Source organism: Lactobacillus psittaci DSM 15354 (genome assembly GCF_000425905.1).
Lineage (GTDB): Bacteria > Bacillota > Bacilli > Lactobacillales > Lactobacillaceae > Lactobacillus > Lactobacillus psittaci.
Map to the genome: position 1 here is coordinate 131,533 of NZ_KE384473.1, position 22,912 is coordinate 154,444.

18 protein-coding genes are annotated in these 22,912 nt (G+C 36.6%); 16 read left to right on the forward strand and 2 right to left on the reverse strand.

Features of this window, described 5'->3' with window-relative positions; genetic code table 11:
- The first annotated feature begins 4 nt into the window (after window positions 1–4).
- The 16 genes from H628_RS0105005 (at window position 5) to recD2 (ending at window position 20,922) form a co-directional block, all read left to right on the forward strand.
- On the forward strand, window positions 5–460 hold the full coding sequence (locus tag H628_RS0105005) for a cell division protein SepF (RefSeq protein WP_027825457.1): 456 nt from the start codon (window positions 5–7) through the stop codon (window positions 458–460).
- Window positions 460–759, forward strand: coding sequence for a YggT family protein (locus H628_RS0105010; RefSeq protein WP_027825458.1), 300 nt, complete (start codon window positions 460–462; stop codon window positions 757–759). Before H628_RS0105005 ends, H628_RS0105010 begins: the two co-directional genes overlap by 1 nt.
- Before the next feature lie 45 nt (window positions 760–804).
- The gene (locus H628_RS0105015; protein WP_034538329.1) at window positions 805–1,632 is read left to right on the forward strand and encodes a YlmH/Sll1252 family protein; all 828 of its coding nucleotides are present in this window, start codon (window positions 805–807) and stop codon (window positions 1,630–1,632) included.
- Window positions 1,596–2,363 (forward strand): DivIVA domain-containing protein, encoded by a 768-nt coding sequence (locus H628_RS0105020; RefSeq protein ID WP_027825460.1) that lies wholly within the window; start codon window positions 1,596–1,598, stop codon window positions 2,361–2,363. The genes H628_RS0105015 and H628_RS0105020 overlap by 37 nt, the downstream gene beginning before the upstream one ends.
- Window positions 2,364–2,584: 221 nt before the next feature.
- A complete protein-coding gene (ileS, locus tag H628_RS0105025; protein WP_027825461.1) occupies window positions 2,585–5,377 on the forward strand; it encodes an isoleucine--tRNA ligase in 2,793 nt (930 codons plus the stop codon).
- Window positions 5,377–5,601: a cold-shock protein gene (locus tag H628_RS0105030; protein WP_027825462.1), complete on the forward strand. Its 225-nt coding sequence runs from the start codon at window positions 5,377–5,379 to the stop codon at window positions 5,599–5,601. The genes ileS and H628_RS0105030 overlap by 1 nt, the downstream gene beginning before the upstream one ends.
- Entirely contained in the window at window positions 5,601–6,167 is a 567-nt protein-coding gene (locus tag H628_RS0105035) for an NUDIX hydrolase (protein ID WP_027825463.1), read from the forward strand. Before H628_RS0105030 ends, H628_RS0105035 begins: the two co-directional genes overlap by 1 nt.
- Window positions 6,160–6,444 (forward strand): hypothetical protein, encoded by a 285-nt coding sequence (locus tag H628_RS0105040; RefSeq protein WP_027825464.1) that lies wholly within the window; start codon window positions 6,160–6,162, stop codon window positions 6,442–6,444. The genes H628_RS0105035 and H628_RS0105040 overlap by 8 nt, the downstream gene beginning before the upstream one ends.
- Before the next feature lie 10 nt (window positions 6,445–6,454).
- Entirely contained in the window at window positions 6,455–7,144 is a 690-nt protein-coding gene (locus H628_RS0105045; protein WP_027825465.1) for a 5'-methylthioadenosine/adenosylhomocysteine nucleosidase, read from the forward strand.
- A gap of 18 nt (window positions 7,145–7,162) precedes the next feature.
- Window positions 7,163–8,326 (forward strand): cysteine desulfurase family protein, encoded by a 1,164-nt coding sequence (locus tag H628_RS0105050; protein WP_027825466.1) that lies wholly within the window; start codon window positions 7,163–7,165, stop codon window positions 8,324–8,326.
- A 51-nt stretch (window positions 8,327–8,377) separates the two neighbouring features.
- Window positions 8,378–8,713: a DUF1831 domain-containing protein gene (locus tag H628_RS0105055; RefSeq protein WP_027825467.1), complete on the forward strand. Its 336-nt coding sequence runs from the start codon at window positions 8,378–8,380 to the stop codon at window positions 8,711–8,713.
- Window positions 8,714–8,726: 13 nt separating this feature from the next.
- Window positions 8,727–9,854 carry a tRNA 2-thiouridine(34) synthase MnmA gene (gene mnmA / locus H628_RS0105060; RefSeq protein ID WP_006584537.1) on the forward strand — a complete coding sequence of 376 codons (1,128 nt, stop codon included), beginning with the start codon at window positions 8,727–8,729 and terminating at the stop codon, window positions 9,852–9,854.
- Window positions 9,855–10,003: 149 nt separating this feature from the next.
- A complete protein-coding gene (locus tag H628_RS07470; protein WP_051237969.1) occupies window positions 10,004–17,077 on the forward strand; it encodes a mucin-binding protein in 7,074 nt (2,357 codons plus the stop codon).
- Window positions 17,078–17,279: 202 nt separating this feature from the next.
- Window positions 17,280–17,939 carry a histidine phosphatase family protein gene (locus H628_RS0105070; RefSeq protein WP_027825468.1) on the forward strand — a complete coding sequence of 220 codons (660 nt, stop codon included), beginning with the start codon at window positions 17,280–17,282 and terminating at the stop codon, window positions 17,937–17,939.
- Complete coding sequence (locus tag H628_RS0105075) at window positions 17,939–18,574, forward strand: tetratricopeptide repeat protein (RefSeq protein ID WP_027825469.1); 636 nt, start codon at window positions 17,939–17,941, stop codon at window positions 18,572–18,574. The genes H628_RS0105070 and H628_RS0105075 overlap by 1 nt, the downstream gene beginning before the upstream one ends.
- 5 nt (window positions 18,575–18,579) lie before the next feature.
- Entirely contained in the window at window positions 18,580–20,922 is a 2,343-nt protein-coding gene (gene recD2, locus H628_RS0105080) for an SF1B family DNA helicase RecD2 (RefSeq protein WP_027825470.1), read from the forward strand.
- Between the two features lie 74 nt (window positions 20,923–20,996).
- Here recD2 and rnjA read toward each other — a convergent pair whose 3' ends face one another.
- Together rnjA and H628_RS0105090 are read right to left on the reverse strand one after the other, a co-directional pair.
- On the reverse strand, window positions 20,997–22,676 hold the full coding sequence (gene rnjA / locus H628_RS0105085) for a ribonuclease J1 (protein ID WP_027825471.1): 1,680 nt from the start codon (window positions 22,674–22,676) through the stop codon (window positions 20,997–20,999).
- 6 nt (window positions 22,677–22,682) lie between these two features.
- The gene (locus H628_RS0105090) at window positions 22,683–22,907 is read right to left on the reverse strand and encodes a DNA-dependent RNA polymerase subunit epsilon (RefSeq protein WP_027825472.1); all 225 of its coding nucleotides are present in this window, start codon (window positions 22,905–22,907) and stop codon (window positions 22,683–22,685) included.
- Between the last annotated feature and the right edge of the window lie 5 nt (window positions 22,908–22,912).

Consider the following 22,912-nt stretch of genomic DNA (forward strand, 5'->3'; position numbering starts at 1 on the left):
AGATATGGCATTTGATAAATTAGGCAGATTCTTCGGAATTTCAGAAGATGAAGATATGGCTGATGAAGAAATGTATGAAAGCAACTTTGCTGACAATACAAATGTTTCAGAAATTCCTGAAACTCCTAAAGCCAAAGCCCAACCAGCAAGAAATAATGTGGTTTCAATTAAGTCTGGAATTACACCATCAAGTCAAATCGTATTATACGAACCTAGAGTGTACTCAGATGCAAAAGAAGTTGCACAAAATCTTTTAAACAATAAGGCAGTTATTATTAACTTTAGCCGAATGGATGATGATTCAGCAAGAAGAATTGTTGATTTCATTACTGGTACGGTTTATGCCTTAAACGGAGAAATCCAACGTGTTGGAGATAAGATTTTCTTAGCAACTCCACCTAAATTTGAAACTGATGGTAAAATTACTGAATTAGTTGAAAAAAAGGATAGCTTAAGTTAATGGTTGTTATTTTGATGAATTTATACCGAATACTTAATTATCTCTTGTATTTATATAGTTTATTAATCGTGATTGATGCCATTATGAGTTGGGTTCCAGCTGTGAGAGAATCAGTTTTAGGTAGATTTATTGGAAAATTAGTCGAGCCATATTTTGATCTTTTTAGAAGAGGTCCACTAGTTACCTTATCGTATAATACCGGAATTGATATTAGTCCATTAATCGGATTGTTAATTATATATTTTATTCAGAAAGTAGTATTGGTAGAATTATTTAAGCTATTAATATTTGGATTTTAAAAAAGCGGCAACGGTAGTTGCCACTTTTTTGTTTAGAGTGAAATAATGGAACAGGCAGAACTTTTAGACAAAATTCAAAATAGAACAAAATTTTTACGAAATAAATTTTCAGAAAGCGATGTAAATTATTTATCAGGTGAACTTAGTCAGTTAATTTTTAAGGAAGAAGAGATTTTAACACCCTTTTTAGATCCAGCTCAAAGACAAATTTTAAAAGAACTTGCTGGTAATGATTTTTCCTTACAAGAATTTGGTGGCTATCATGATTTTGAAAAGGCACGCGTGATTATTAGAAAGGATTGGCAATATCAAGAAGTTAATTCTTTTGAGGTTGCTTTGTTTGAAATTAATTATAATCAAAAATTCTCGCAGATTTCACACGGTCAAATTTTGGGAGTTTTAGCTAATTCAGGAATTCAATTATCAGCCTTTGGGGATATCATTACTGATGGCCAAGGAAGATGGCAGTTTTTTGCGAAGCAGGAACTAGCTGACTTTTTTCAAAATGAGATTTTTAAAATTGGGTCAACTCATGTTAAAATAAAAAAGCTACCTATAAATCATGTTTTGCCAGTTGTTGACGAACATGAGGAAAATTCTTATATTGTTTCGTCTCTGCGTCTTGATGCAGTTGTTAGTGCCCTTAGTCGAATTAGTCGTAAACAGGGTCAAGGTAAGATTACTGATGGCGAAATAAAAATAAATTGGCATGAAGAGCATGATTTTAATATAATGGTAAAGATGGATGACGTAATTAGTATTCGTCATTTGGGAAGAATTAAGATAATTAATATAACTACAACCCGTAAGGGCAGGTATTGTTTGGAGGTTTACCTTTGGCAGAGCAAAAATCACAAGATAAAAAGACATTAACGCCAATGGATATTCACAATCAAGAATTTAAAAAACGCGGTCATAATGGTTATGATCGTTACGAAGTTGATAGTTTTTTAGATAAGATTATTGACAGCTATGGCGATTGCTTAGATCATAATGTTGATTTAAAGAATGAAAATGTACAATTAAAGCAAGAAGTCGCAGAATTAAAGGCTAAGATTCAAGAATTTGATAAGATTAAGAATTCTGTTAATTCATCATTGATTTCTGCACAAGAAACAGCAGATGAAATTAAGGCAAAGGCTAAAGCTGATGCAGAAAGCATTATTAATGATGCCAGACAAAAAGCCGAAGAAAAAGCTGCAGATTTACATTATCAAAATCAAACCTTGGCTAGTGACTACTTACGCTTAAAGAAGCAAGTAAAAGAATTTAGAGATCAAACCAAGTCTTTGATTCAAAAAGAGTTGGAATCACTTGATGATGATTCATGGCAATACTATTTAGATCAATACTACCATACTAACCGGATGTATCCTGCTGATGGTGGTGAACCAATTGATCCGAATAATTCTCCATTAGTTGACAACGGGGATGCTAATGACGTAAACTTGGAGCAAGAAACAAGTAACCAAGAACCTGCTCAATTAACAGGTGATTCTCCAAAGGCTGAGACAATTGATACCGATCAAAGAAATCAATTAGAGCAACCTAAAGATGGAGACGTTACAATTGTTTTCCCAGAAGATTATAAAGATCATAAGTAATATTTTTTAAACTGATAGTAAGATGAAGAAAGACCTTAGCGAGTTAGTGATGGTGAAAGACTAACAACATTTTCTGAGTCGATCGGCTACCAATAAGTTTAAACGTTGATTGCGCGATAAGCATGATTAAGTGGGAGTTTATACTCCAACTTAGGTGGTACCACGATTAGTCTCGTCCTAAGAAGGATGAGGCTTTTTTCTTTATTTAGAAAGGATAAAGTATGAGAATCAAAGATACTCTTAATTTAGGTAAAACTAAATTCCCAATGCGTGGTAATTTGCCTAACAGAGAAGGCGAATGGCAAAAAGCATGGGAAGAAAATAAGTTATATGAACAAAGATTGAAACTTAACGAAGGCAAACCTCGTTTTGACTTACATGATGGTCCTCCATTTGCCAATGGTAACATCCACATGGGTCACTCATTGAACAAGATTTCTAAAGATATTATTGTTCGTTACAAGAACATGTCTGGTTTTTATGCTCCATTCGTACCTGGTTGGGATACGCACGGCCTTCCAATTGAACAACAACTTGCTAAGCAAGGCGTTGATCGTAAAACTATGGATCGTGCAGAATACCGTGAACTCTGCCGCAAGTATGCGATGGAACAAATTGACAAGCAAAGAACTGACTTTAAGCGTCTTGGAGTAATGGCTGATTGGGACCACCCATACATTACTTTGCAACCAAAATTTGAAGCTGAAGAAATTAGAGTCTTCGGTAAAATGTTTGAAAAAGGTTACATTTACAAGGGCCTTAAGCCAGTTTACTGGTCACCATCTAGTGAATCAACTTTAGCTGAAGCAGAAGTTGAATACCATGATGTAAAATCACCAGCTATTTATGTTGCTTTCCAAGTTAAAGATGGAAAAGGTATTTTAGATAACGATACTTACATGGTTATCTGGACTACTACTCCTTGGACTATTCCAGTTAACGTTGGTATTACTGTTAACCCTAAGTTTGAATATTCAGTAATTAAGGTTGCTGGTGAAGATCGTAAGTTTGTTATCGGTACTAGTCAATTAGAAAAAGTTGCTGAAGATCTTGAATGGAAAGACTACGAAGTAGTTGATACTTTCAAGGGTACTGACTTTGACCGTATGACTGTTAAGCACCCACTTTACGACAAGACTAGTTTAGTTATGAATGATACTTATGTTACTGCTGAAGATGGTACTGGTTTAGTTCACAACGCTACTGGTTTTGGTGAAGATGACTACAATGTTGGTAAGAAGTATGGTCTTCCAGTATATTCACCAATGGATGACCAAGGTCGCTACACTAAGGACATTCCAGATCCTAACTTAGTTGGTGTCTTTTATGATGATGCTAACAAGATGATTACTAAGCAACTTGAAGAAAAGAAAGCCTTGCTTAAGTTAAGCTTCTTCACTCACTCATACCCACATGACTGGAGAACTAAGAAGCCAGTTATCTATCGTGCAACTACTCAATGGTTTGCTTCAGTTGACGCATTTAGAGATCAAATTTTAGCTGAAATTGAAAAAGCTAACTTTACACCAAGTTGGGGTAAGACACGCCTTTACAACATGATTAAAGACCGTGGTGACTGGGTAATTTCACGTCAAAGAGCTTGGGGGGTGCCACTTCCAATCTTCTACGCAGAAGATGGTACTCCAATTGTTTCAAAAGAAACTATTGAACACATTGCTCAAATCTTTGAAAAAGAAGGTTCAAATGCTTGGTATACTCATACTGCAGAAGAATTACTTCCAGCAGGCTTTAAGTCAGAACACTCACCAAATGGTAAGTTCAAGAAAGAAACTGATATTTTAGACGTTTGGTTTGATTCAGGTTCTTCACACCAAGGTGTTCTTGCTGCAAGACCTGAACTTCATTATCCAGCAGACCTCTACCTTGAAGGTAGTGACCAATACCGTGGCTGGTTCAACTCAAGTTTAATTACTTCTGTAGCTGTTAGTGGTCATGCACCATACAAATCAATCTTGTCACAAGGTTTCGTTCTTGATGACAAGGGACACAAGATGAGTAAGTCACTTGGTAACGTAATTTCACCTAATGATGTCATTAAGCAAATGGGTGCTGAAATTATTCGTTTATGGGTTGCTTCAGCTGATACCACTTCAGATGTTGCTGTTTCGAAGGGTATCTTGCAACAAAACGCTGAAAGTTACCGTAAGATTAGAAACACTTTACGTTACATGTTAGCTAACACTAGTGATTTTGATCCTAAGACTAACCGCGTTGCATATAGTGACTTGCGTTCAATTGACCAATACATGGAAGTTGTTCTTAATAAGTTAGTTAAGGATTGCTTAGCTGCCTACGATAAGTATGACTTTACTAGCGTTTACAAGATGGTCTTCAAGTTTATTTCAAATGAACTTTCAGCATTTTACTTAGACTTCGCCAAGGATGTTTTATACATTGAAGGTGAAGATTCACTTCCAAGACGTGCAATGCAAACTGTGATTTATGATGCTTTAGTTAAGTTAACTAAGGTTATGACTCCAATTTTGCCCCACACTATGGAAGAAGCATGGGGCTACTTAAAAGAAGATGAAGATTACGTTCAATTAAGTGATATGCCAGAAGTTGAAACTTTTGACAATGAAGCTGAATTAGTAGAAAATTGGACTAAATTCATGAAGTTCAGAGATGATGTCTTAAAGGCACTTGAAGAAGCAAGAAATGACAAGTTAATTGGTAAGTCATTTGAAGCTTGCGTTGATGTTTACCCAACTGCTGAAACTAAGACAGTATTTGAAAAATTAAATGCTGATATGAGACAAATCTTGATTGTTTCAAAACTTAACATCTTGGATGGAGAAGCACCTGCTGATGCTAAGGAATTTGAAACTGCTAAGTTAGTAGTTAAGCATGCTGAAGGTGAAGTTTGTCAACGTTGCCGGATGACTAGAAAAGATGTTGGTGCAGATGCTAAGTTACCAACACTTTGTGGCCGTTGTGCTGAAATTGTTGAAGCTAACTTCCCTGAAGAAGTTAAAGAAGGATTGGAAGATTAATGCGAACAGGTACTGTAAAACAATTTGATACTGCTGCAAGTTATGGCTTTATTGATGATGATTTAACGCATTCATCATACTTTGTCTACTACACTGCAGTCAAAGAGGAAGGCTATAAAAGCTTAAAAGTAGGTCAAAGGGTTCGTTACCAACTTGCTCAAGGCAAGAAGGGCCTGCAATGCATTAATGTCTACGTTGAACATCAAGACAAAGGAGTTAACTAATGGATTTAAAAGAAACAGAAATTGCCTCTGAACAAGTTTTTAAAGGGCGAATTGTTGATTTATCTGTTAGAACTATCACTTTGCCCAATGGAAAAACTGCAACTAGAGAAATAGTTAAACATCGTCCTGCTGCAGCTGCAATGGCAATTAACAGTGAAAATAAAATGTTGCTTGTAGAGCAGTGGCGTGAACCAATCAAGGCTTTGACTTTAGAAATTCCTGCTGGACTAATTGATGACACTGATGCATCACCACTTGATGCCATGAAGCGTGAACTCAATGAAGAAGGCGGTTTAAAGGCTGATTATTGGGAAAAGGTAGCTGAATTTTATTCTTCTGTTGGTTTTTCGGATGAAAAATTATATCTCTTTTATTGTGATACCTTAACCAAGTTAGAAGATAAAAGAGATCTTGACGAAGATGAATTCTTGACTAGCCATTGGTATAGTTTAAGTGAATTAAAACAAATGTTGTCCGCTGGTAAGATTGTGGATGCAAAAACCATCTATGCGATTACCGTTTGGGAGAACATGATTTTATCAGGATCAAAGAAGCAAGATGACTGAAACAAGATCTGATTATCAAAGAAAACACCGCCGTCAAAGTAAATGGAATTTATTTCCAAAGCGGGATAAAAATTCCCAAGGAAGTAACCTTGATATTAATCCGGATTTTCTAAATCAAGAAAATTCTTCGGTAAATGATATTGATAGTTCCGATTATCAAAAACCTCATTTTACAAGAGAAGAAAAAATTAAGCGACTTAAACGGCGTTTAAATCTGGCAATTATGGTTGTTTTAAGTTTGACTATTTTGGTCTTTGTAGCCTTGTTTTACCTATAGGAGAATATAAATGAAAATTGCTTTGATAGTTCCAATGCCTGAAGAGGCGGAATTTTATTATCAGCATTTTCATAACAGAAAAGAAGAAATGTTCGGATGTACAAAGTTCGAACATTTTTCTGTTAATGAAAATGAAATTTATTTAGGTTTATCTGGAATTGGTAAAGTAAATGCAGCGATGAATTTGACTAGTTTACTTGCCAAGGTTGATATTGATTTAATTATTATGACCGGTTCTGCCGGCTCTTTAAAACCAGAAATTAAGAAAAAAGATGTAATTGTAGTTGATAGTTTTGCTTACCATGATGCACATAATACCGTTGCCGGTGATTATGTTGAAGGACAAATTCCTCGTGAACCAGCAAGATTTAACTTGCAAAGTAAGGAGCGAAAGCAGTTTATTAGCTTTTTAAAGGCAAAGAAGGTAGCATATAAAGAAGGACTTGTAGTTACTGGAGATTCTTTCATTGCTTCTGAAGCTGCTAAGGCTGAAATTGAAGCAAACTTCCCAGAAGCTGTCGGTGTTGAAATGGAAGGTGCCAGTTTTGCGCAAGTTGCATATCATTTCAAGAAGCCATTAATTGCTTTGAGAGCAATTAGTGACAATGGGGATGAAGATGCCAATGAAAGCTTTGAAGAATTTGTCAAAGAAGCCGGACAAAAGGCAGCCGATTTGATTATTTCATATCTTAAGCAATAAAGATTAAAGGTGGAAATTGTGGAAAGAAAGTTAATTTATTTGGATAATGCGGCAACAACGCCAGTTTCAGAAGAGGTAGTTGCTGAGGTGACTAAGCAATTAGCTGAAAATTTTGGTAATGCTTCAAGTACACATACTTTTGGTCGAAAAGCTTTAGAAGTTGTTGACGAGGCACGTCATCGAATTGCTAAGTTTATTAATGCAAAAAATGATGATGAAATCATTTTTACTTCTGGTGGTAGTGAATCAAATAATACTGTTTTGCGGGGAATTGCTAAAAAGTATCATTATGATTGCCAAATAATTACTACAGCTGTTGAACACCCATCAATTTTAAATACTACTAAGGAATTAGAAGCTAGTGGCGTTGACGTGGTTTATTTACCTGTAGATGAAACAGGACATATTAGTTTAGCTGATTTAAAAGCAGCCTTAACTGAAAAAACGGTTTTAGTTTCAATGATGGCGGTCAATAATGAAGTTGGCTCAATTAATGACTTGGCTAAAATTGGTCAAATTGTCCATGAATATAATCCTGAAATTTGCTTTCATGTAGATGCTGTTCAGGGACTAGGTAATATTGACTTGGATGTTCAAGCAATGCAAATTGACTTTATGTCTACAAGTGCACATAAGATTAATGGACCTAAATATATTGGCTTTTTGTATGAAAAAGCAGGTTTAACCTTACCAAGCTTAATTACTGGTGGTGAACAAGAGAAGAAGCGGCGTGCGGGAACAACCGATACTCCAGGTATTGCAGGGTTTGGCGAAGCTGTTAAACTTTTACAAGATGTTAGCCGCAGTGATGAGCAAAAACGTTATCAAGAGTTTCAACAAATTGTACTTGATGCATTGGACGCTAATGAAATTAAATATCAAGTTAATGGTAGCTTAACTGGCTTAGTTTCACATCATACATTGAACTTGCATTTAATTGGAATCGGAACATATGTCATGCTAACTAACTTGGACTTGGCTGGATTTGCAGTTTCAGGTGGCTCAGCATGTACTGCCGGCTCATTAACACCATCACATGTTTTAACTGCAATGTATGGCGCAGATTCGCCAAGAATCGAAGAATCGATTAGAATAAGTTTTGGTAGATTAACCAAAAAATCAGAAGTAGAAGCATTCGCTGATGCATTAGTCAAAATGGCCAAGCGTTTGCAGAAGGCTTAAGCTTGCTTTATTTGAGTAAGTAACTTATAATTTGTAAGTGAGGTTTTAACAATGGCAAATACTGTAATCATTAATGGTGATACCAGAAAGTTTACAATCAATGAAAATGTGAAGCGATACTCTTTAATTGATGTGGGCTTCGTTAAGTCACCAAAGGGCAACTTTATTTATGAACACCCTTTATATAATGAATCACCATACAATGCACCTACCAAGTTAAAGATGACCATCAACCAAGATTTAGATCACTTAACAATGGTAATTACTGATAAGAACGGTTTGCAAAAGGTAAATATTTTTAAAAATGATCAGTTAAAGCCGACAGTTGATTTACTCAATTTTATTTTGAAAGATTTGATTGAGCGAGAAATTATTAAACCACTATAAAGGATGAGATTTAATGGTTGATAATAGCAAGATTAGAGTTGTTGTTGGTATGAGTGGAGGCGTTGATTCAAGCGTATCAGCACTCTTACTTAAAGAAGCAGGCTATGACGTTGTTGGTGTCTTCATGAAAAACTGGGATGACACTGATGATGCTGGTGTATGTACTGCTACTGAAGACTATGAAGATGTTAAGCGAGTAGCTGATAAGATTGGTATTCCATATTACTCAATTAACTTTGAAAAAGAATATTGGCAACGTGTTTTTGAATATTTCTTAAGTGAATATAAGAAGGGACGTACACCTAATCCTGATATTATGTGTAATACTGAAATTAAGTTTAAGTCATTCCTAGAATTTGCGATGAGCTTAGATGCAGATTACATTGCCATGGGGCACTATGCCAAAACTGTTAAGGATGCTAATGGTGTGACTCACATGATGCGTCCAAAAGATGGCAACAAGGACCAAACTTATTTCTTGAGTCAGTTGAGCCAAGAACAAATTAAGCACGTAATTTTTCCACTTGCTAATTTAACAAAGCCACAAGTACGTGAAATTGCTGAAAAAGCAGGTTTAGCAACAGCTAAGAAGAAAGATTCAACTGGTATTTGTTTTATTGGTGAAAGAAACTTCAAGAAGTTCTTGAGTGAATTCTTACCAGCTAAGCCAGGTAAAATGGTAACCCCTGATGGCAACGTTGTTGGCCAACATGGTGGATTAATGTATTACACCATTGGTCAGCGTCAAGGATTAGGTTTAGGTTCAACTAAAGAATCAACAGCACCTTGGTTTGTTGTTGGTAAAGATTTGAAGAAAAATGAATTGATTGTTGAACAAGGCTATGACAGCCCAAGACTTTATGCGACTAGTTTAAAGGCTAGTGGAATGTCATTTTACACTGGTAATCCTGACCACGATGTTGAATTTGATTGCACAGCTAAGTTTCGTTATCGCCAAGCAGACGTTGGTGTTCATGTTAAGTATCATGCAGCAACAAAGACTTGTGATGTGTACTTTGATGAACCAGCTCGTGCGGTAACTCCTGGTCAAGCATTAGTCTTGTACAAGGGAGAAGAATGCCTTGGCGGTGGTAATATCGATGCTGCTTACCAAGAAGAAAAGCAATTACAATTAGTATAAAATTAACAGAACAGTGTATTAGTTAGAAAACTAGCTAATATGCTGTTTTTATTTTGCAAAAATAACAATAGTTACTATTGTTTATAAAAAGTATTACAATAAAGTTGTATCCGAATACAATAGATGTTTAAAACTTGTGGAGGTTCTATATGGGAGTATCTAGAAATAATTTTAAAAATAAAATGCAACAAATGGCTGAGCAAAAGCCACGGTATGGATTTCGTAAATTCTCTGTGGGCTTAGCTTCAGCTTTGCTTGCTACAGTGTTTTACTTTGGTGCAATGCCAAGTTCAGTTAAGGCTGATGTACAACCTGAAACAGAGACTGCAACTAAGGCAGTAAATCAAACTGGTCAGACGAATAAACAAGACAGTGATCAAGATAGTAGTAAAAATGCTACTACACAAAATCAGCAACAAGTAGCACCAACTGCTGTTCAAAAACAAAATGGGGGGGTAGACCAAGACTCTTCCACTACAAATAAGGATGAAGATAGTGAAAAGCAAGTAGCATCAACTACTGATAAATCTGTCACTGATAATGCAAAACAAACTGTTAAAAATACTGAAGAACAAAGTAAGGGATCAAATGCTCTAATCAACTTGGCTGAGGTAAACGAGAGTTCTGATGTATTCTATGATAGTGCAAGTAAGAATAATTCGAATATCACATTAAATGACAGCAGCAACCATACTTTAAAGTTGAGTTTGGCTGCTTCAAAGGGTGATGCTTATACTTTAGAAGTTCCTTATGTCTTTGACGTTTCAACCCAAGATTTAGGTCAATATGGAACAGTTACTAAATCTACTGAACCTGTTACTGTTACTGACTTTAAGTCAAAGCAAAACTTCTATAACACCACTTTGAAAATTACCTCTAATGTGTCAAACTCAATTGCTTTAGATGCAATTTTGACGCCCAAGATTAGTAACTGGGCATTATTAAAGCCTGGTACCCAATTCCAAGTAGTCTTAAAGAAGAATGGTACCCAAGTTGGTGTGATTACTTATACTACTCCTGCCAATACTCAAGGTGGAAGTAGCAGTACTGTTCAGCCGATTTCATTGACTGCAAAGCTTATCTTTGACCAAAACCAAAAGACTAATTTAATTCCAAACACTAAGTATACTGTTGGGGTTAAATTAGATGGTACTAATGTCACTGGTAATTTAACTGGAACCATCACTGTTAACGTCCCAGAAGGCTTCTCAGTTGACACTGGTTCAAATACTTTTGGCTTGTATAAGAGTACAACTGAGCCAGGAGGTACCTTATCTCAAGCAAATACTTCTTCAAGTGATGGTTATACTATTAGTCAAGCAGGTGGTGCTGGAACTCCGGTAACGATTACCTTTAATGGCAAAGCTGATGATATTACTAAGGGTGTGATTGTTCTTTGGGGAACTTATTCAAAGGCTTTAACTGCTGCTGAAAATAAGTTTAGTGCAAATGTATCATACGCTATTGCTGATGATGCGGGAGACACCTCAAATCCACAAACTATCACTGTTTCAGATTATGCGCCTAACTTACCTGTAACTAACGTTGAAACTCCAAAACTTGAAATTAATCCAGTTGACGCTTCAGACAGTAATAGTCAATATCTTTATCACGATGCCATTACGGATGAAGCTAGTCAAACTCACAAGTCAGATTCATTAAGTAATAAATATGCAGGTGCTGGTAACAAGAGTGAATTTGTATTTAACTCTGGTAATACAGAATTAAAGAATGTTCACATTAACTTAGACATTGAACCAGGTACTGTCTTTAGAAAAGATTTCGGTAGTCTATATGGCTTTGATTTAGTAGATACAGCTGAAAATAGTCTAGCTAACGTTGCTTGGCATTTAGCTGATGGAACTGTGGTTAATGGTAGTAATACGATTACAAGTGATATGATTGCCAAAGGTGTTAAGGCAGATGGATCTAATGTTACTAAGGTAGATATTTGGTTTAACACTGTTCAAGCAGGTTCAAGTATCCAAATTAATTATCGCAACAATGGTATTATCACTGACAAAAAGACTGGAGATACTGCGCATTATGCTATTTCTGCAAATGCTGACGGAAATGTAGTCGCTCCAGAAAAAGACTACAATCTACAAATTAAGGATGTAGCTGAAGAAAAAATTAATTATTCTGGTACTGTTACATTTCCAAATGGTGATTACTTACCAGGTGACCCAGACAGATCAACTGCCAAAATCGGATACAGTATTACTCACTCAGATACTTTAGCTGAACCAAGTAGATATTTAGCTGCTATTCCAGTTGGTTGGGATGTAGCTGATCCTTCTGGGCTTAAGTTGTTCTATCAAGGTAGGGAATATACTGGTGGCAAGATTAAGGACTTAGGAAATGTTGGTTTAAATGGTGAGCGCATCTTTGAAATTGATGTACCATTTACACCTTATTGGGGATTCCCAATTTTCTTTGGAAATGATCAAAACGGTGTAAACCTTGTAGCAGATAGGAATAATACTAGCGCAAGATATATTTATCCATTAAACAAGCAAAGCTTAATCAGTAAAATCGTTGATAATCCAGATATTATAGGTGACCAAGATAAAGATCGGGTAACTACTATTACTTTGCAAAATGGACAAAGTTACAAGATTTTACCTTCATTTATTAACTATTACTATAAGCAAAACTGGCAAGAAGCTAACTATACCTTCGGTTTACCATCAATTTATGGTCAACTTGATGGTATCAAGAAGACTTCGGATGCTGTATATAACGGCGAAGGTCAAACTACTAGTCTTGACTTTGGTAAAAAGACTGGTGCCAATGACACTGGAACTTTGAGAGTTATGAATATCTTGAACCAAGATGGTACTTCAAAATATTCATACAACATTGTTAACTTGCCCGATGTTAATGCTGGCGATGAAGCTACTTTAGCTCTTACTGGGGATGGAGTATCTACCCTTAATAAGACCGGTGACAGCGCTAATGGAACCTTATTATTCTCTGAAAATAAATACACCGGTGATGGCAACATTACTTCAGATGATCAATTGACTAGTTTAGGCTTTAAGGATGCCAGTCAAATTACGGACTGGTCAAAAGTTAAATCAATTGTTTTGATTTCTAAGAACTTAGCTAAGACTTCAGCTGTTGAAGCAGATCTAGGCTTTAAGGTTACTGCACTTAAAGATGGTGTAAATCAAGCTAATGTAAACGTCCAAGAATACTTTAGTGGAGATCACAACAGTAATCCTTATGTTGTTAGTCCATCATTAAATGTTCAAATTCAAAGATATGTTACTGTAACTACTCAATATCATGATGAAAATGGTAAAGACATTAAGCCGGCAACTACTCAAGAAGTTAAATCTGGTGATCAGTACAGCACTTCAGGCTTAACTGATAGTGAAATTCCAGCTAACTACAAGTTGTCACAAACTCCAACTAATGTTAGTGGTACTGCTGCTCAAAGTGATATTACAGTAACCTATATTTATGCACCTCAAACTTTGAGTGAAACTGTCTACTGGGTAGATACTGAAACTAAAGATCCAGATGGTCAAGAAGGATACAAGGTAGTTGATAGTGAAGCCGTTCCAGAACAACTTGAAGGAAGCACTTATCAATTAACTAAATCCACTCCTACTAATTATGTTTTAGCTGATGGTCAAAAGGACATTAAGAGTGTTACTGTTGATGGTAATAATGTCATTATCAAGTTGAAGCACGGCACAAAGACAGTGCCAGAAACTAGAACTGTTACTAGAGTTGTTTATGTAACTAAACCAAATGCAACAAGAGCAAGCAAGGTAGTAAATACTGCAATTGAATTTACCCGTGATAATGTGGTTGATGCGGTAAATGGTAACATCGTAAAAGCGGGCGACTGGGATCCAGATTCTACGGTAATTAACGGTTATACTCCAACAAAACAAAATCATTACAATATTGTGATTCACAAGAATTCTGAAGATGGCGAGATTGTTCAAAGTATTGATCAAATTAATAAAGCAACAGCTGATACTCCAAGTGACACTTACTATGTAACTTACGCTCCAATTAATTTGAGTGAAACAGTTTACTGGCTTGATACTGAGACCCCTGATACAAGCGATAAAGGCCAAAAAGGATACAAGGTAGTTGATAGTGAGCAAGTTCCAGAACAACTTGAAGGAAGTATTTACCAATTAACTAAATCAACCCCAGCTAACTATGTCTTAGCTGATGGTCAAGAGGACATTAAGAGTGTCACTGTAGATGGTAATAACGTCTACATCAAGTTGAAGCATGGTACAAAGGATGGAGAAAAGGAAACTAAGAAAGTAACTAGAACTGTTTACGCAATTAATCCAGGCGAAACTGAACCAACTCAAGTCTTTGAAAAGTCAGTTGAATTCAGTAGAACACCAACACTTGATGCAGTAACTGGTGACAAGCTTTCCGATGGTACCTGGACTCCTGAAAAGGGTACTTTAGCTGGATACACCCCAGCTGATCAGCCTAACTACACCGCTGTAATTCACAAGGATAGTGCTACTGGTCAAGTTGTTGATAGCATCCTAGAAAATGATGACGTAACAAGTGATTCAGCAAATGAAGTCTACTATGTAACTTACACTGCCAAGACGACGACTGTAACTAAAGAAACTAGTCAAACTGTTAAGTATCAAGGTGTTGAAGGTGATACTCCAGCAGATAATGTCCAAAGTGATTACACCTTTACTGGTACCCACAATGAAGCTACTGACCAAACTGCTTGGAATGAAGAAAGTCACACTTATAACCAAGTTAAAACTCCTGTAGTTACCGGTTACGTAGCAGACAAGGCTAGCGTTGCAGGTGCAACTGTTACTCCAGATAACCCAACAAGCACAACTACTGTAACTTACACCAAAGTTGGCCAAATTATTCCAGTTGATGAAAAGGGTCAAAAGATTCCAAATGTAACTCCAATCAGCTACAAGAACAATCCAGATGACCCAACCAAGGTAATAACTACAGATGTACCAACTATTCCAGGTTACACAGCAAAAGTAACAACGGTAACTCCAAAGGATCCTACTAAGGATACAGAGGTAACTTACACTGAAAATACAGAAGACAAGAGTCAAAAGACAAGTCAAACCGTTCACTACCAAGGTGCAGGAGACCAAACTCCAGCAGACAATGTCCAAAATGATTACACATTTACTGGTAAGTACGGTGAAGTAAGCCAGAAAACTACTTGGAGCGACAATGGTAGCCACACTTACAACCCAGTAAAAACTCCTGTAGTTACTGGTTATGTTGCAGATAAAGCTAGTGTTGACGGAGCAACTGTAACTCCAGACAATCCAACTAGTGAAACTACTGTAACTTACACCAAAGTTGGCCAAATTATTCCAGTTGATGAAAAGGGTCAAAAGATTCCAAATGTAACTCCAATCAGCTACAAGAATAATCCAGATGACCCAACTAAGGTACTTCCAACAGATGTGCCAACAATTCCTGGATACACTGCAAAAGTAACAACGGTAACTCCAAAGGATCCTACTAAGGATACAGAGGTAACTTACACTGAAAATACAGAAGACAAGAGTCAAAAGACAAGTCAAACCGTTCACTACCAAGGTGCAGGAGAAAACACTCCAGCAGACAATGTTCAAAATGATTACACATTTACTGGTAAGTACAGTGAAGTTTCTAAGAAGACTACTTGGAATGAAGAAAATTACACTTATGGTAATGTTACTACTCCTGTAGTTACTGGTTACGTTGCAGATAAGGCTAGCGTTGATGGTGCTACTGTTACTCCAGATAACCCAACTAGTGAAAGCACAGTAACTTACACCAAAGTTGGCCAAATTATTCCAGTTGATGAAAATGGAAATAAGATTCCAGGTGTAACTCCAATCAGCTACAAGAACAATCCAGATGACCCAACCAAGGTACTTCCAACAGATGTACCAACAATTTCTGGATACACAGCAAAAGTAACAACAGTTACTCCAACAGATCCAACTAAGAATGAAAATGTTGTCTACACCAAGGACACTGCTACTCACACCGTTGTCTGGGTTGACGATGACACAGATGACACTACAAGTGCTGGTTATGAAGGCAAACATATCCTTCACACTGAACCACTTACTGGTACCAAGGGTGAAAATGCTCAAGTAACTTACACTTTGCCTGAACATTACATCTACGCTAAAGGAAGCCAAGCAGTAACTGAAGTTCCACTTGATGGTCAAACTACTTACATCCATGTTGTTCATGAAAAGCAAGACAAGACTGACACTAAGAAGGTAACTAGAACTGTTAATATTACAAAGCCTGGTGAAAAGACTACAAGTACAATAGCAACCGTAACCTTAACTAAGACTGATTCAATCGACCTTGTTACTGGCAAGCCGGTTAAAGAAGGTGCTTGGACTCCTGATAAGAAGGGCTTTGATGCGACAAGAGTTGAACCAATTGACGGCTTCAAGCTTAAGATTACTGAAACTGTCAATGGTCAAACTCACGATGTAACCAATATTCCTGCTGAAGAAGTAACTGAAAACAGTCAAGATGAAATTTTTGATGTAACCTACCTTCCAACAGGTAAGTCTCTAGAACCACTTGTTTCAAAAGAAGTTACTAGAACCGTTACTATCACTAAGCCTGGTGAAAAGCCAGTAACTAAGACTCAAACTGTGATCTTCAGTGGAACTCAAAACACTGACGGAACCATCACTTGGGATACTAGCGAGCAAAACAAGTTCAACGCAGTTCCTGTTGACTCAGTCGACGGCTACAAGGCTGTGATTAAGGATTCTGATGACAAGACAGTTCAATCAATCGACGATGAAAACTTGAACCCAGCAACTGCAAAGGATGAGCACTTCACCGTAACTTATGAAAAGGTGACAAGTCCTACTCCAGAACCAACACCAGAACCAACTCCGGAACCTAGTCCTGCTCCAAGTCCTGAACCTACACCAGCTCCAGAGCCAACACCAAGTCCAAAGCCTGACACAAACAAGCACCCTGAAAATGTCAAACCTGAAACTCATCCAAGTCTCACTAAGACTAAGGTGGTTAAGGGTAACTTCAAACCTGCTAAACCAGCAGCAAGAAAAATTAACAAGGTAAACTCAGCTCCTAAAGCAGAGAAATTACCTCAAACAGGTGAAAACAAGACCAGTGCAGCTTTACTAGGCTTACTTGGTTTAGGTATGAGCATGGCTTTGGGATTAGCAAGTCGAAAGAGAAAAGAAGATAAATAGTTTTTATCTTTAATATTCAAAATAAAAAATCTCACTTAAGTGTTTAAACTCAAATTTTAAATTTGAATTTCTCACTCAGTGAGATTTTTTGTTTAGCCTATATAAGGTGATGAATATGCTACACTAGAAAATGATAATAGCGAACTTTTCTGATATGCTAGAAGAAAAGATAAAACAAGTTTAAGACAATTCAGGTGATAAAATGCAAATTTATTTCGTAAGACATGGTAAGACAGAATGGAATTTAGCTTCAAAGTTTCAAGGTGGACATGGTGATTCGCCACTTTTACCTGAAAGTTATGAAGATATCAAAAAGCTAGGTAATTATTTGAAAGGAACTAAGTTTAGAGGAATATATGCTAGTCCTTTAAAAAGGGCTTTTGATACCGCTCAAGGCGTTCAACAAACAATGGGTATAAGTTTACCTGTGCACGTTGAAGAACGCTTACGTGAGTTTAATTTAGGCGATTTGGAAGGGATGAAGTTTGCTGATGCTGAAAAGAAGTATCCTAAAGAAATTGATGACTTTTGGAATCATGCTGACTTATATGATCCTTCAAAGATTCATGGTGAAACTTATCCTGAAGTAATTGCGCGCGGGAAAGATTTTGCCCAAGAAATGGCTAAACTTTATCCTAATAAAGATGATAAAATCTTAGCTGTTAGTCATGGTGGTGCCTTATGCGCAATTATGGGCGGCTTACTTGGTTATCCACTAGCAGAAATCCGCAAGCACGGAGGATTAAGTAATACTAGTTTGACTATTTTAGAGACAGATGATGAAGGTAAGACCTTCCATAAAGTTGTGTGGAATGAAACTAGTTATTTAGGTAGAAAATTAGGAGCAACAGATTCACTATAATGAGCGATAAGACTGCAAAACTCTATCAAGAAGGTAAGACTCAAGAAGCAATTCAAGCCTTAATCAAAGATATTGATCATAAACCTAAAAATGCTAATAATTATTTAGAACTTTCAACTTATTTATTAGAGCAAGGGGCAATTGATCAAGCTAAGAAGTTATTAATTCAAGCAAAAGGGTTAGTTAAAAAGCCACAAGATATGGATTATAATTTGGCCATTTGCTATTACATGGAAGGCGACTTTGACCGGGCATTAGCCTTACTTGATACTATTCCTAATAATGATGAGACTTATTATCAAAAAGCCTTAGTTTTTCATAAATTAGGAAATCCGCAAAAAGCCTTGGCCTTTGCCATGAGCGTTTCAAAAGTAGATAATGATCTTTTAGAATTATTAGGGGATATTTGGCTTTCACTAGGTGATTTTGCAAGAGCTAGAGAAAATTATCTAAAAATTCCTAAAGATGAAAGATCAGGAAAATTAAACTTTCTAATTGGTGTAACTTTATTTGGGAGCAATCGTCAAGAAGCTGAACAATATTTTGCTTTGGCTGAAAAGATTGATCCGGATTATTATCAAATCGCGAAAAAGCAATATGACAGCCTTTTAAAGGTAGTTAAGCAAGGAAAATAAAAGTAATGGTAGAATTTACGGGACGTTTGTCAGGCATTATCTTTGAAAACAATGAAGATATGTTCAAAATCCTCGACGTTGAAATTGTTGGGGAGTTGGCAGGCTATGATCAAGAGGATATCCGCGTTACTGGAAATTTTGGTGACGTGACGATTAATTCAGAATATCAATTTTCAGGTGAATTAATTGTCCATAAAAAGTTTGGTCAGCAGTTTAGGGCAGAAAGTTACCATCAGGTAATGCCACATGAAGAAGGTAGTTTGACTAAGTATCTTAGTGGTGATAAGTTTCCGGGTATTGGCCGAAAAACAGCCCAAGCAATTATCGACAAGTTAGGACTTAATGCCTTACAAGTTTTAAAAGAAAAGCCGAATAAGATTGCTGAACTTGGCTTAACGCAAAAGCAAAAAGATAGTTTGCTTTCAGGACTTAATACCATGGATTCATATGCTGAAATTAATTTGAAGCTGAGTCAGTATGGTTTAAGAAAGAATGTGGTTAACCGAATTTATCACTTATTCCATGGCGATAGTATTGAAAAATTAGAAAAAGATCCCTATGCTTTAATTAACGAAATTTCAGGTTATGGCTTTAAGCAAGCTGATTATATTGGTGAACAAGTCGGAATTGACTTTAATGATGCCCGCAGAATTAATGGTGCGATTTACCAAGTTTTGCTTAATCGTCTCCAAGAACAAGGGGATACCTTTGCTGAATTAAAAGCTTTATTAACTGAAGTTAGCGAATTAACTAATATTAACCAATTTGATGCCATTGCAGATGCAGTCAATGATTTACAACGGGCAGGTAAGGTAGTAGTTAGCGATGACGTTATCAGTTTGCAGAATATTTTTGAAACTGAACAAGTTATCGCACAGAATTTATCACGTCTTAACCAAACTGAGTGTGAAACTTTTGCTGATGATGAAATCAATGACATGATTAGTGAATGTGAAAAGCATCTAAAAATTAGCTACGATGATACGCAAAAAACTGCTATTAAAAATGCCTTGAATCATCCTTTGTCGCTTTTAACTGGTGGTCCTGGGACTGGGAAAACGACAATTATTAATGGAATTTTATATTGCTTACGCCGACTTGAAGATATTCCTGCTGCAAGTCTATATAGCGAAGATCCACCATTTATTTTGGCTGCACCTACTGGTCGAGCTGCTAAAAGAATGAGTGAAACTACAGGTGTTGAGGCCAAGACAATTCACCGCTTGCTGGGGTTAGGAATTAATAACAACAATAATGAAGACGATGTTGAGCTTAACGAACTTAATGGAGAAATCTTAATCATTGATGAAATGTCGATGGTTGATATGTTTTTATTCAAACAGCTGCTTTCTAGCATTGTCGGGACTAAAAGAGTGGTTTTTGTTGGTGATAAAGACCAGTTACCTTCAGTGGGACCTGGTAATATCTTTGGCGATATGATTACGGTAGCTGCTTTTCCAATCACCAAGCTGACAACAATTCACCGCCAAGGGGATGATTCATCGATTATCACTCTTGCTCACAGCATTAACGAAGATCAAAATACCAACTTGCTTTTCCAAAAGACCAAGAATTATTCTTTTATTCCTTGTCCACCGGACCAAGTTGGGCGCGCTATTGAACAAATTGTTAATTATGCAGTTAAAAAAGGCTTTGATCAAGATGATATTCAAGTTTTAAGCGCAATGTATCATGGTACTGGTGGAATTAATAATTTAAACAACTTGTTACAAAAGATTCTGAATCCGAAAGAGCAGGGCAGTAAGTTCGTTGAAAGCCATGACGAAAAATTCATGATTGGTGATCGGGTCCTGCAATTACAAAATAATCCTGAAAAAGATATTTATAATGGTCAAATTGGGAAGGTTATCGGGATTAACGAAGATAAGAGTGATGAACTACTAGTATGTAACTTTGATGATCGAGAAGTTAAGTTTTCTCGCAAGGACTTACTTGATTTAACTAGAGCTTATGCTATTACAATTCATAAGTCACAAGGATCTGAATTTCCACTTGTTATCTTAGTCTTAACGATGCAAAACTATGTCATGCTCAGACGTAATCTTTTGTATACTGCGGTAACTAGAGCTGCTAAGAATTTGGTTTTGGTTGGTGAACAAAGGGCCTTTTTAATGGCTACTAATACGCCAGGAAATAATCGTAAAACTGGATTAGCTAGCAAAATTATCAAATTAATGCCTAATACACCTGCTAATAATGATCAGATTGAAAATAAGCTTGCTTCACACGATAATAGTGAAAAGATTTTGACCAAAGAAGCTATTTATTCTGGTCAAATTGATCCTATGATTGGTATGGAAGGAATTAAGTTAGCTAAGCTGTCATAATTTAAGACTAAAATAAAAAGCCTAAACTAGATTTACTAGTTTAGGCTTTTACTATTGATAATTTTTGAGATTAATTATTTTTTCTCGATAATCATTGGTAAAATGAGAGGTCTGCGTTCAGTTCTTGCATACAAGAAATCTTGTAAGTTAGCAATAATTGCCTTGCGAATATCATTTTCAGAAGGATGTTCCTTTTTAGCCATTTGCGTACGCAATACATGGTAGACATTCTTTTGAGCTTGGGCAATTAAGTCTTGCGATTCACGCATATAAACAAAACCACGACTTAAAATGTCAGGGCCTGCAAGGACACGTTGATGCTTGTAGTCAACGGTTGCAACTGCAACTACCAACCCTTCTTCTGATAAGATTTGACGGTCGCGAACAACAACGTTACCAACATCAGCGCTGCCAGAAGTATCAACAAAGACATCTCCAGCTGGAATATGGCCGGCAATTCTTGAACCTTCTGGACTGAATGCCACAACTTCACCATTCCCCAGAACAAAGGTGTTTTCTTTTGGAACACCTGCATCTTGAGCTAGGTGAGTGTGAATAACTTGCATTCTATATTCACCGTGAACTGGAATCATATACTTAGGCTTAGCCAAACGAACCATCATCTTCAATTCTTCTTGGCCACCGTGACCAGAAGTGTGGACGTTATTGACCTTACCGTGAATAACATTTGCTCCAGCTTCCATTAACTTGTTAATTAAATGGTTAACAGATAGGGTATTACCTGGAATTGGGTTTGATGAAAAGATTACTGTGTCTCCAGGTTGAATGCTAATTTGGCGGTGAGTGCCATCAGCAATTCTTGAAAGAGCTGCTAAAGGTTCACCTTGTGAACCTGTACATAAAATCATGGCTTCGCTAGGTTTAAGCCGGTTGATTTCATTAGCATCAACAATTAAATCTTTTGGAACCTTTAAGTAACCTAAATCAATCCCATTTTGAATTCCATTTTCCATGCTTCGTCCAAAAATAGCAATCTTTCGGCCGGTTTCAATTGCAGCTTCAATAGCTGTAGAAACCCGATAAAGATTAGAAGCAAAGGTTGCAAAAATAATTCGTCCATCAATGCCACTAATAATATTGTGAAGTGACTTAGCAACAAAACGTTCTGACTTAGTAAATGAAGAAATTTCAGCATTAGTTGAATCACTAAGTAATGCTAAAACACCTTCAGAACCCAGTTTAGCCATTCTTTGAAAATCTGGAGCTGGCTGGTTCATTACTGGTGTTAAGTCGAACTTGAAGTCACCAGTAAAAATAACAGCACCAAGTGGTGTATGAACTGCAATTCCTAAGGTATCAGGGATTGAGTGAGTAGTTCTAAAGAAGGTAACTGATAATTTTTGAAATTTTAGTACTGTATCTTCATGTTCTTCATGAAGTTCAGTAGTCTTTAAAATTCCATGTTCATCAAGCTTTCCTTTAATTAAAGCTAAGGCAAATGGTGTTGCATAAACCGGAATTTCCGGAATTTTCTTTAGTAGGAATGGAATCCCACCAATGTGGTCCTCATGGCCGTGGCTGATAACTAAAGCCTTAATTTTTTTTCGATTCTTAACTAGGTAAGAATAGTCACTGATGACGTAATTAATACCTAACAAATCATCTTCGGGGAATTTAATACCACAGTCCATGATGACAATTTCATCTTGGTACTGAACACAGTACATATTTTTACCGATTTCGCCTAGACCCCCAATGGCAAAAACGGCTACTTCATTATTTTTTATCTTCACCATTAATTACTTTTCTTCATCGAACGTTGTCAACTTAAAGTCGGCATGTTCTTTTTCATATGTTAATGAGTTGCCCGTTAATTCTTGAATGTATTCAACGTTGTAGGGGGTGTTATCTTCAATCATCATACGAGCCTTACCGATTGATTCTGCTTCAAGGTAAAGAGTTTTTGTGGTCTCTCTTCTTGGGTTCACAATCTGGTTTTCTTGGTATAAAACTTTATAGATCATAAATC

Bases quoted from the DNA above. Each gene is read 5' to 3' on its own strand.
- H628_RS0105005 (WP_027825457.1), top strand. From the start codon at position 5: ATGGCATTTGATAAATTAGGCAGATTCTTCGGAATTTCAGAAGATGAA.
- H628_RS0105010 (WP_027825458.1), top strand. From the start codon at position 460: ATGGTTGTTATTTTGATGAATTTATACCGAATACTTAATTATCTCTTG.
- H628_RS0105015 (WP_034538329.1), top strand. From the start codon at position 805: ATGGAACAGGCAGAACTTTTAGACAAAATTCAAAATAGAACAAAATTT.
- ileS (WP_027825461.1), top strand. From the start codon at position 2,585: ATGAGAATCAAAGATACTCTTAATTTAGGTAAAACTAAATTCCCAATG.
- H628_RS0105030 (WP_027825462.1), top strand. From the start codon at position 5,377: ATGCGAACAGGTACTGTAAAACAATTTGATACTGCTGCAAGTTATGGC.
- H628_RS0105035 (WP_027825463.1), top strand. From the start codon at position 5,601: ATGGATTTAAAAGAAACAGAAATTGCCTCTGAACAAGTTTTTAAAGGG.
- H628_RS0105040 (WP_027825464.1), top strand. From the start codon at position 6,160: ATGACTGAAACAAGATCTGATTATCAAAGAAAACACCGCCGTCAAAGT.
- H628_RS0105045 (WP_027825465.1), top strand. From the start codon at position 6,455: ATGAAAATTGCTTTGATAGTTCCAATGCCTGAAGAGGCGGAATTTTAT.
- H628_RS0105055 (WP_027825467.1), top strand. From the start codon at position 8,378: ATGGCAAATACTGTAATCATTAATGGTGATACCAGAAAGTTTACAATC.
- mnmA (WP_006584537.1), top strand. From the start codon at position 8,727: ATGGTTGATAATAGCAAGATTAGAGTTGTTGTTGGTATGAGTGGAGGC.
- H628_RS07470 (WP_051237969.1), top strand. From the start codon at position 10,004: ATGGGAGTATCTAGAAATAATTTTAAAAATAAAATGCAACAAATGGCT.
- H628_RS0105070 (WP_027825468.1), top strand. From the start codon at position 17,280: ATGCAAATTTATTTCGTAAGACATGGTAAGACAGAATGGAATTTAGCT.
- H628_RS0105075 (WP_027825469.1), top strand. From the start codon at position 17,939: ATGAGCGATAAGACTGCAAAACTCTATCAAGAAGGTAAGACTCAAGAA.
- recD2 (WP_027825470.1), top strand. From the start codon at position 18,580: ATGGTAGAATTTACGGGACGTTTGTCAGGCATTATCTTTGAAAACAAT.
- H628_RS0105090 (WP_027825472.1), bottom strand. From the start codon at position 22,907: ATGATCTATAAAGTTTTATACCAAGAAAACCAGATTGTGAACCCAAGA.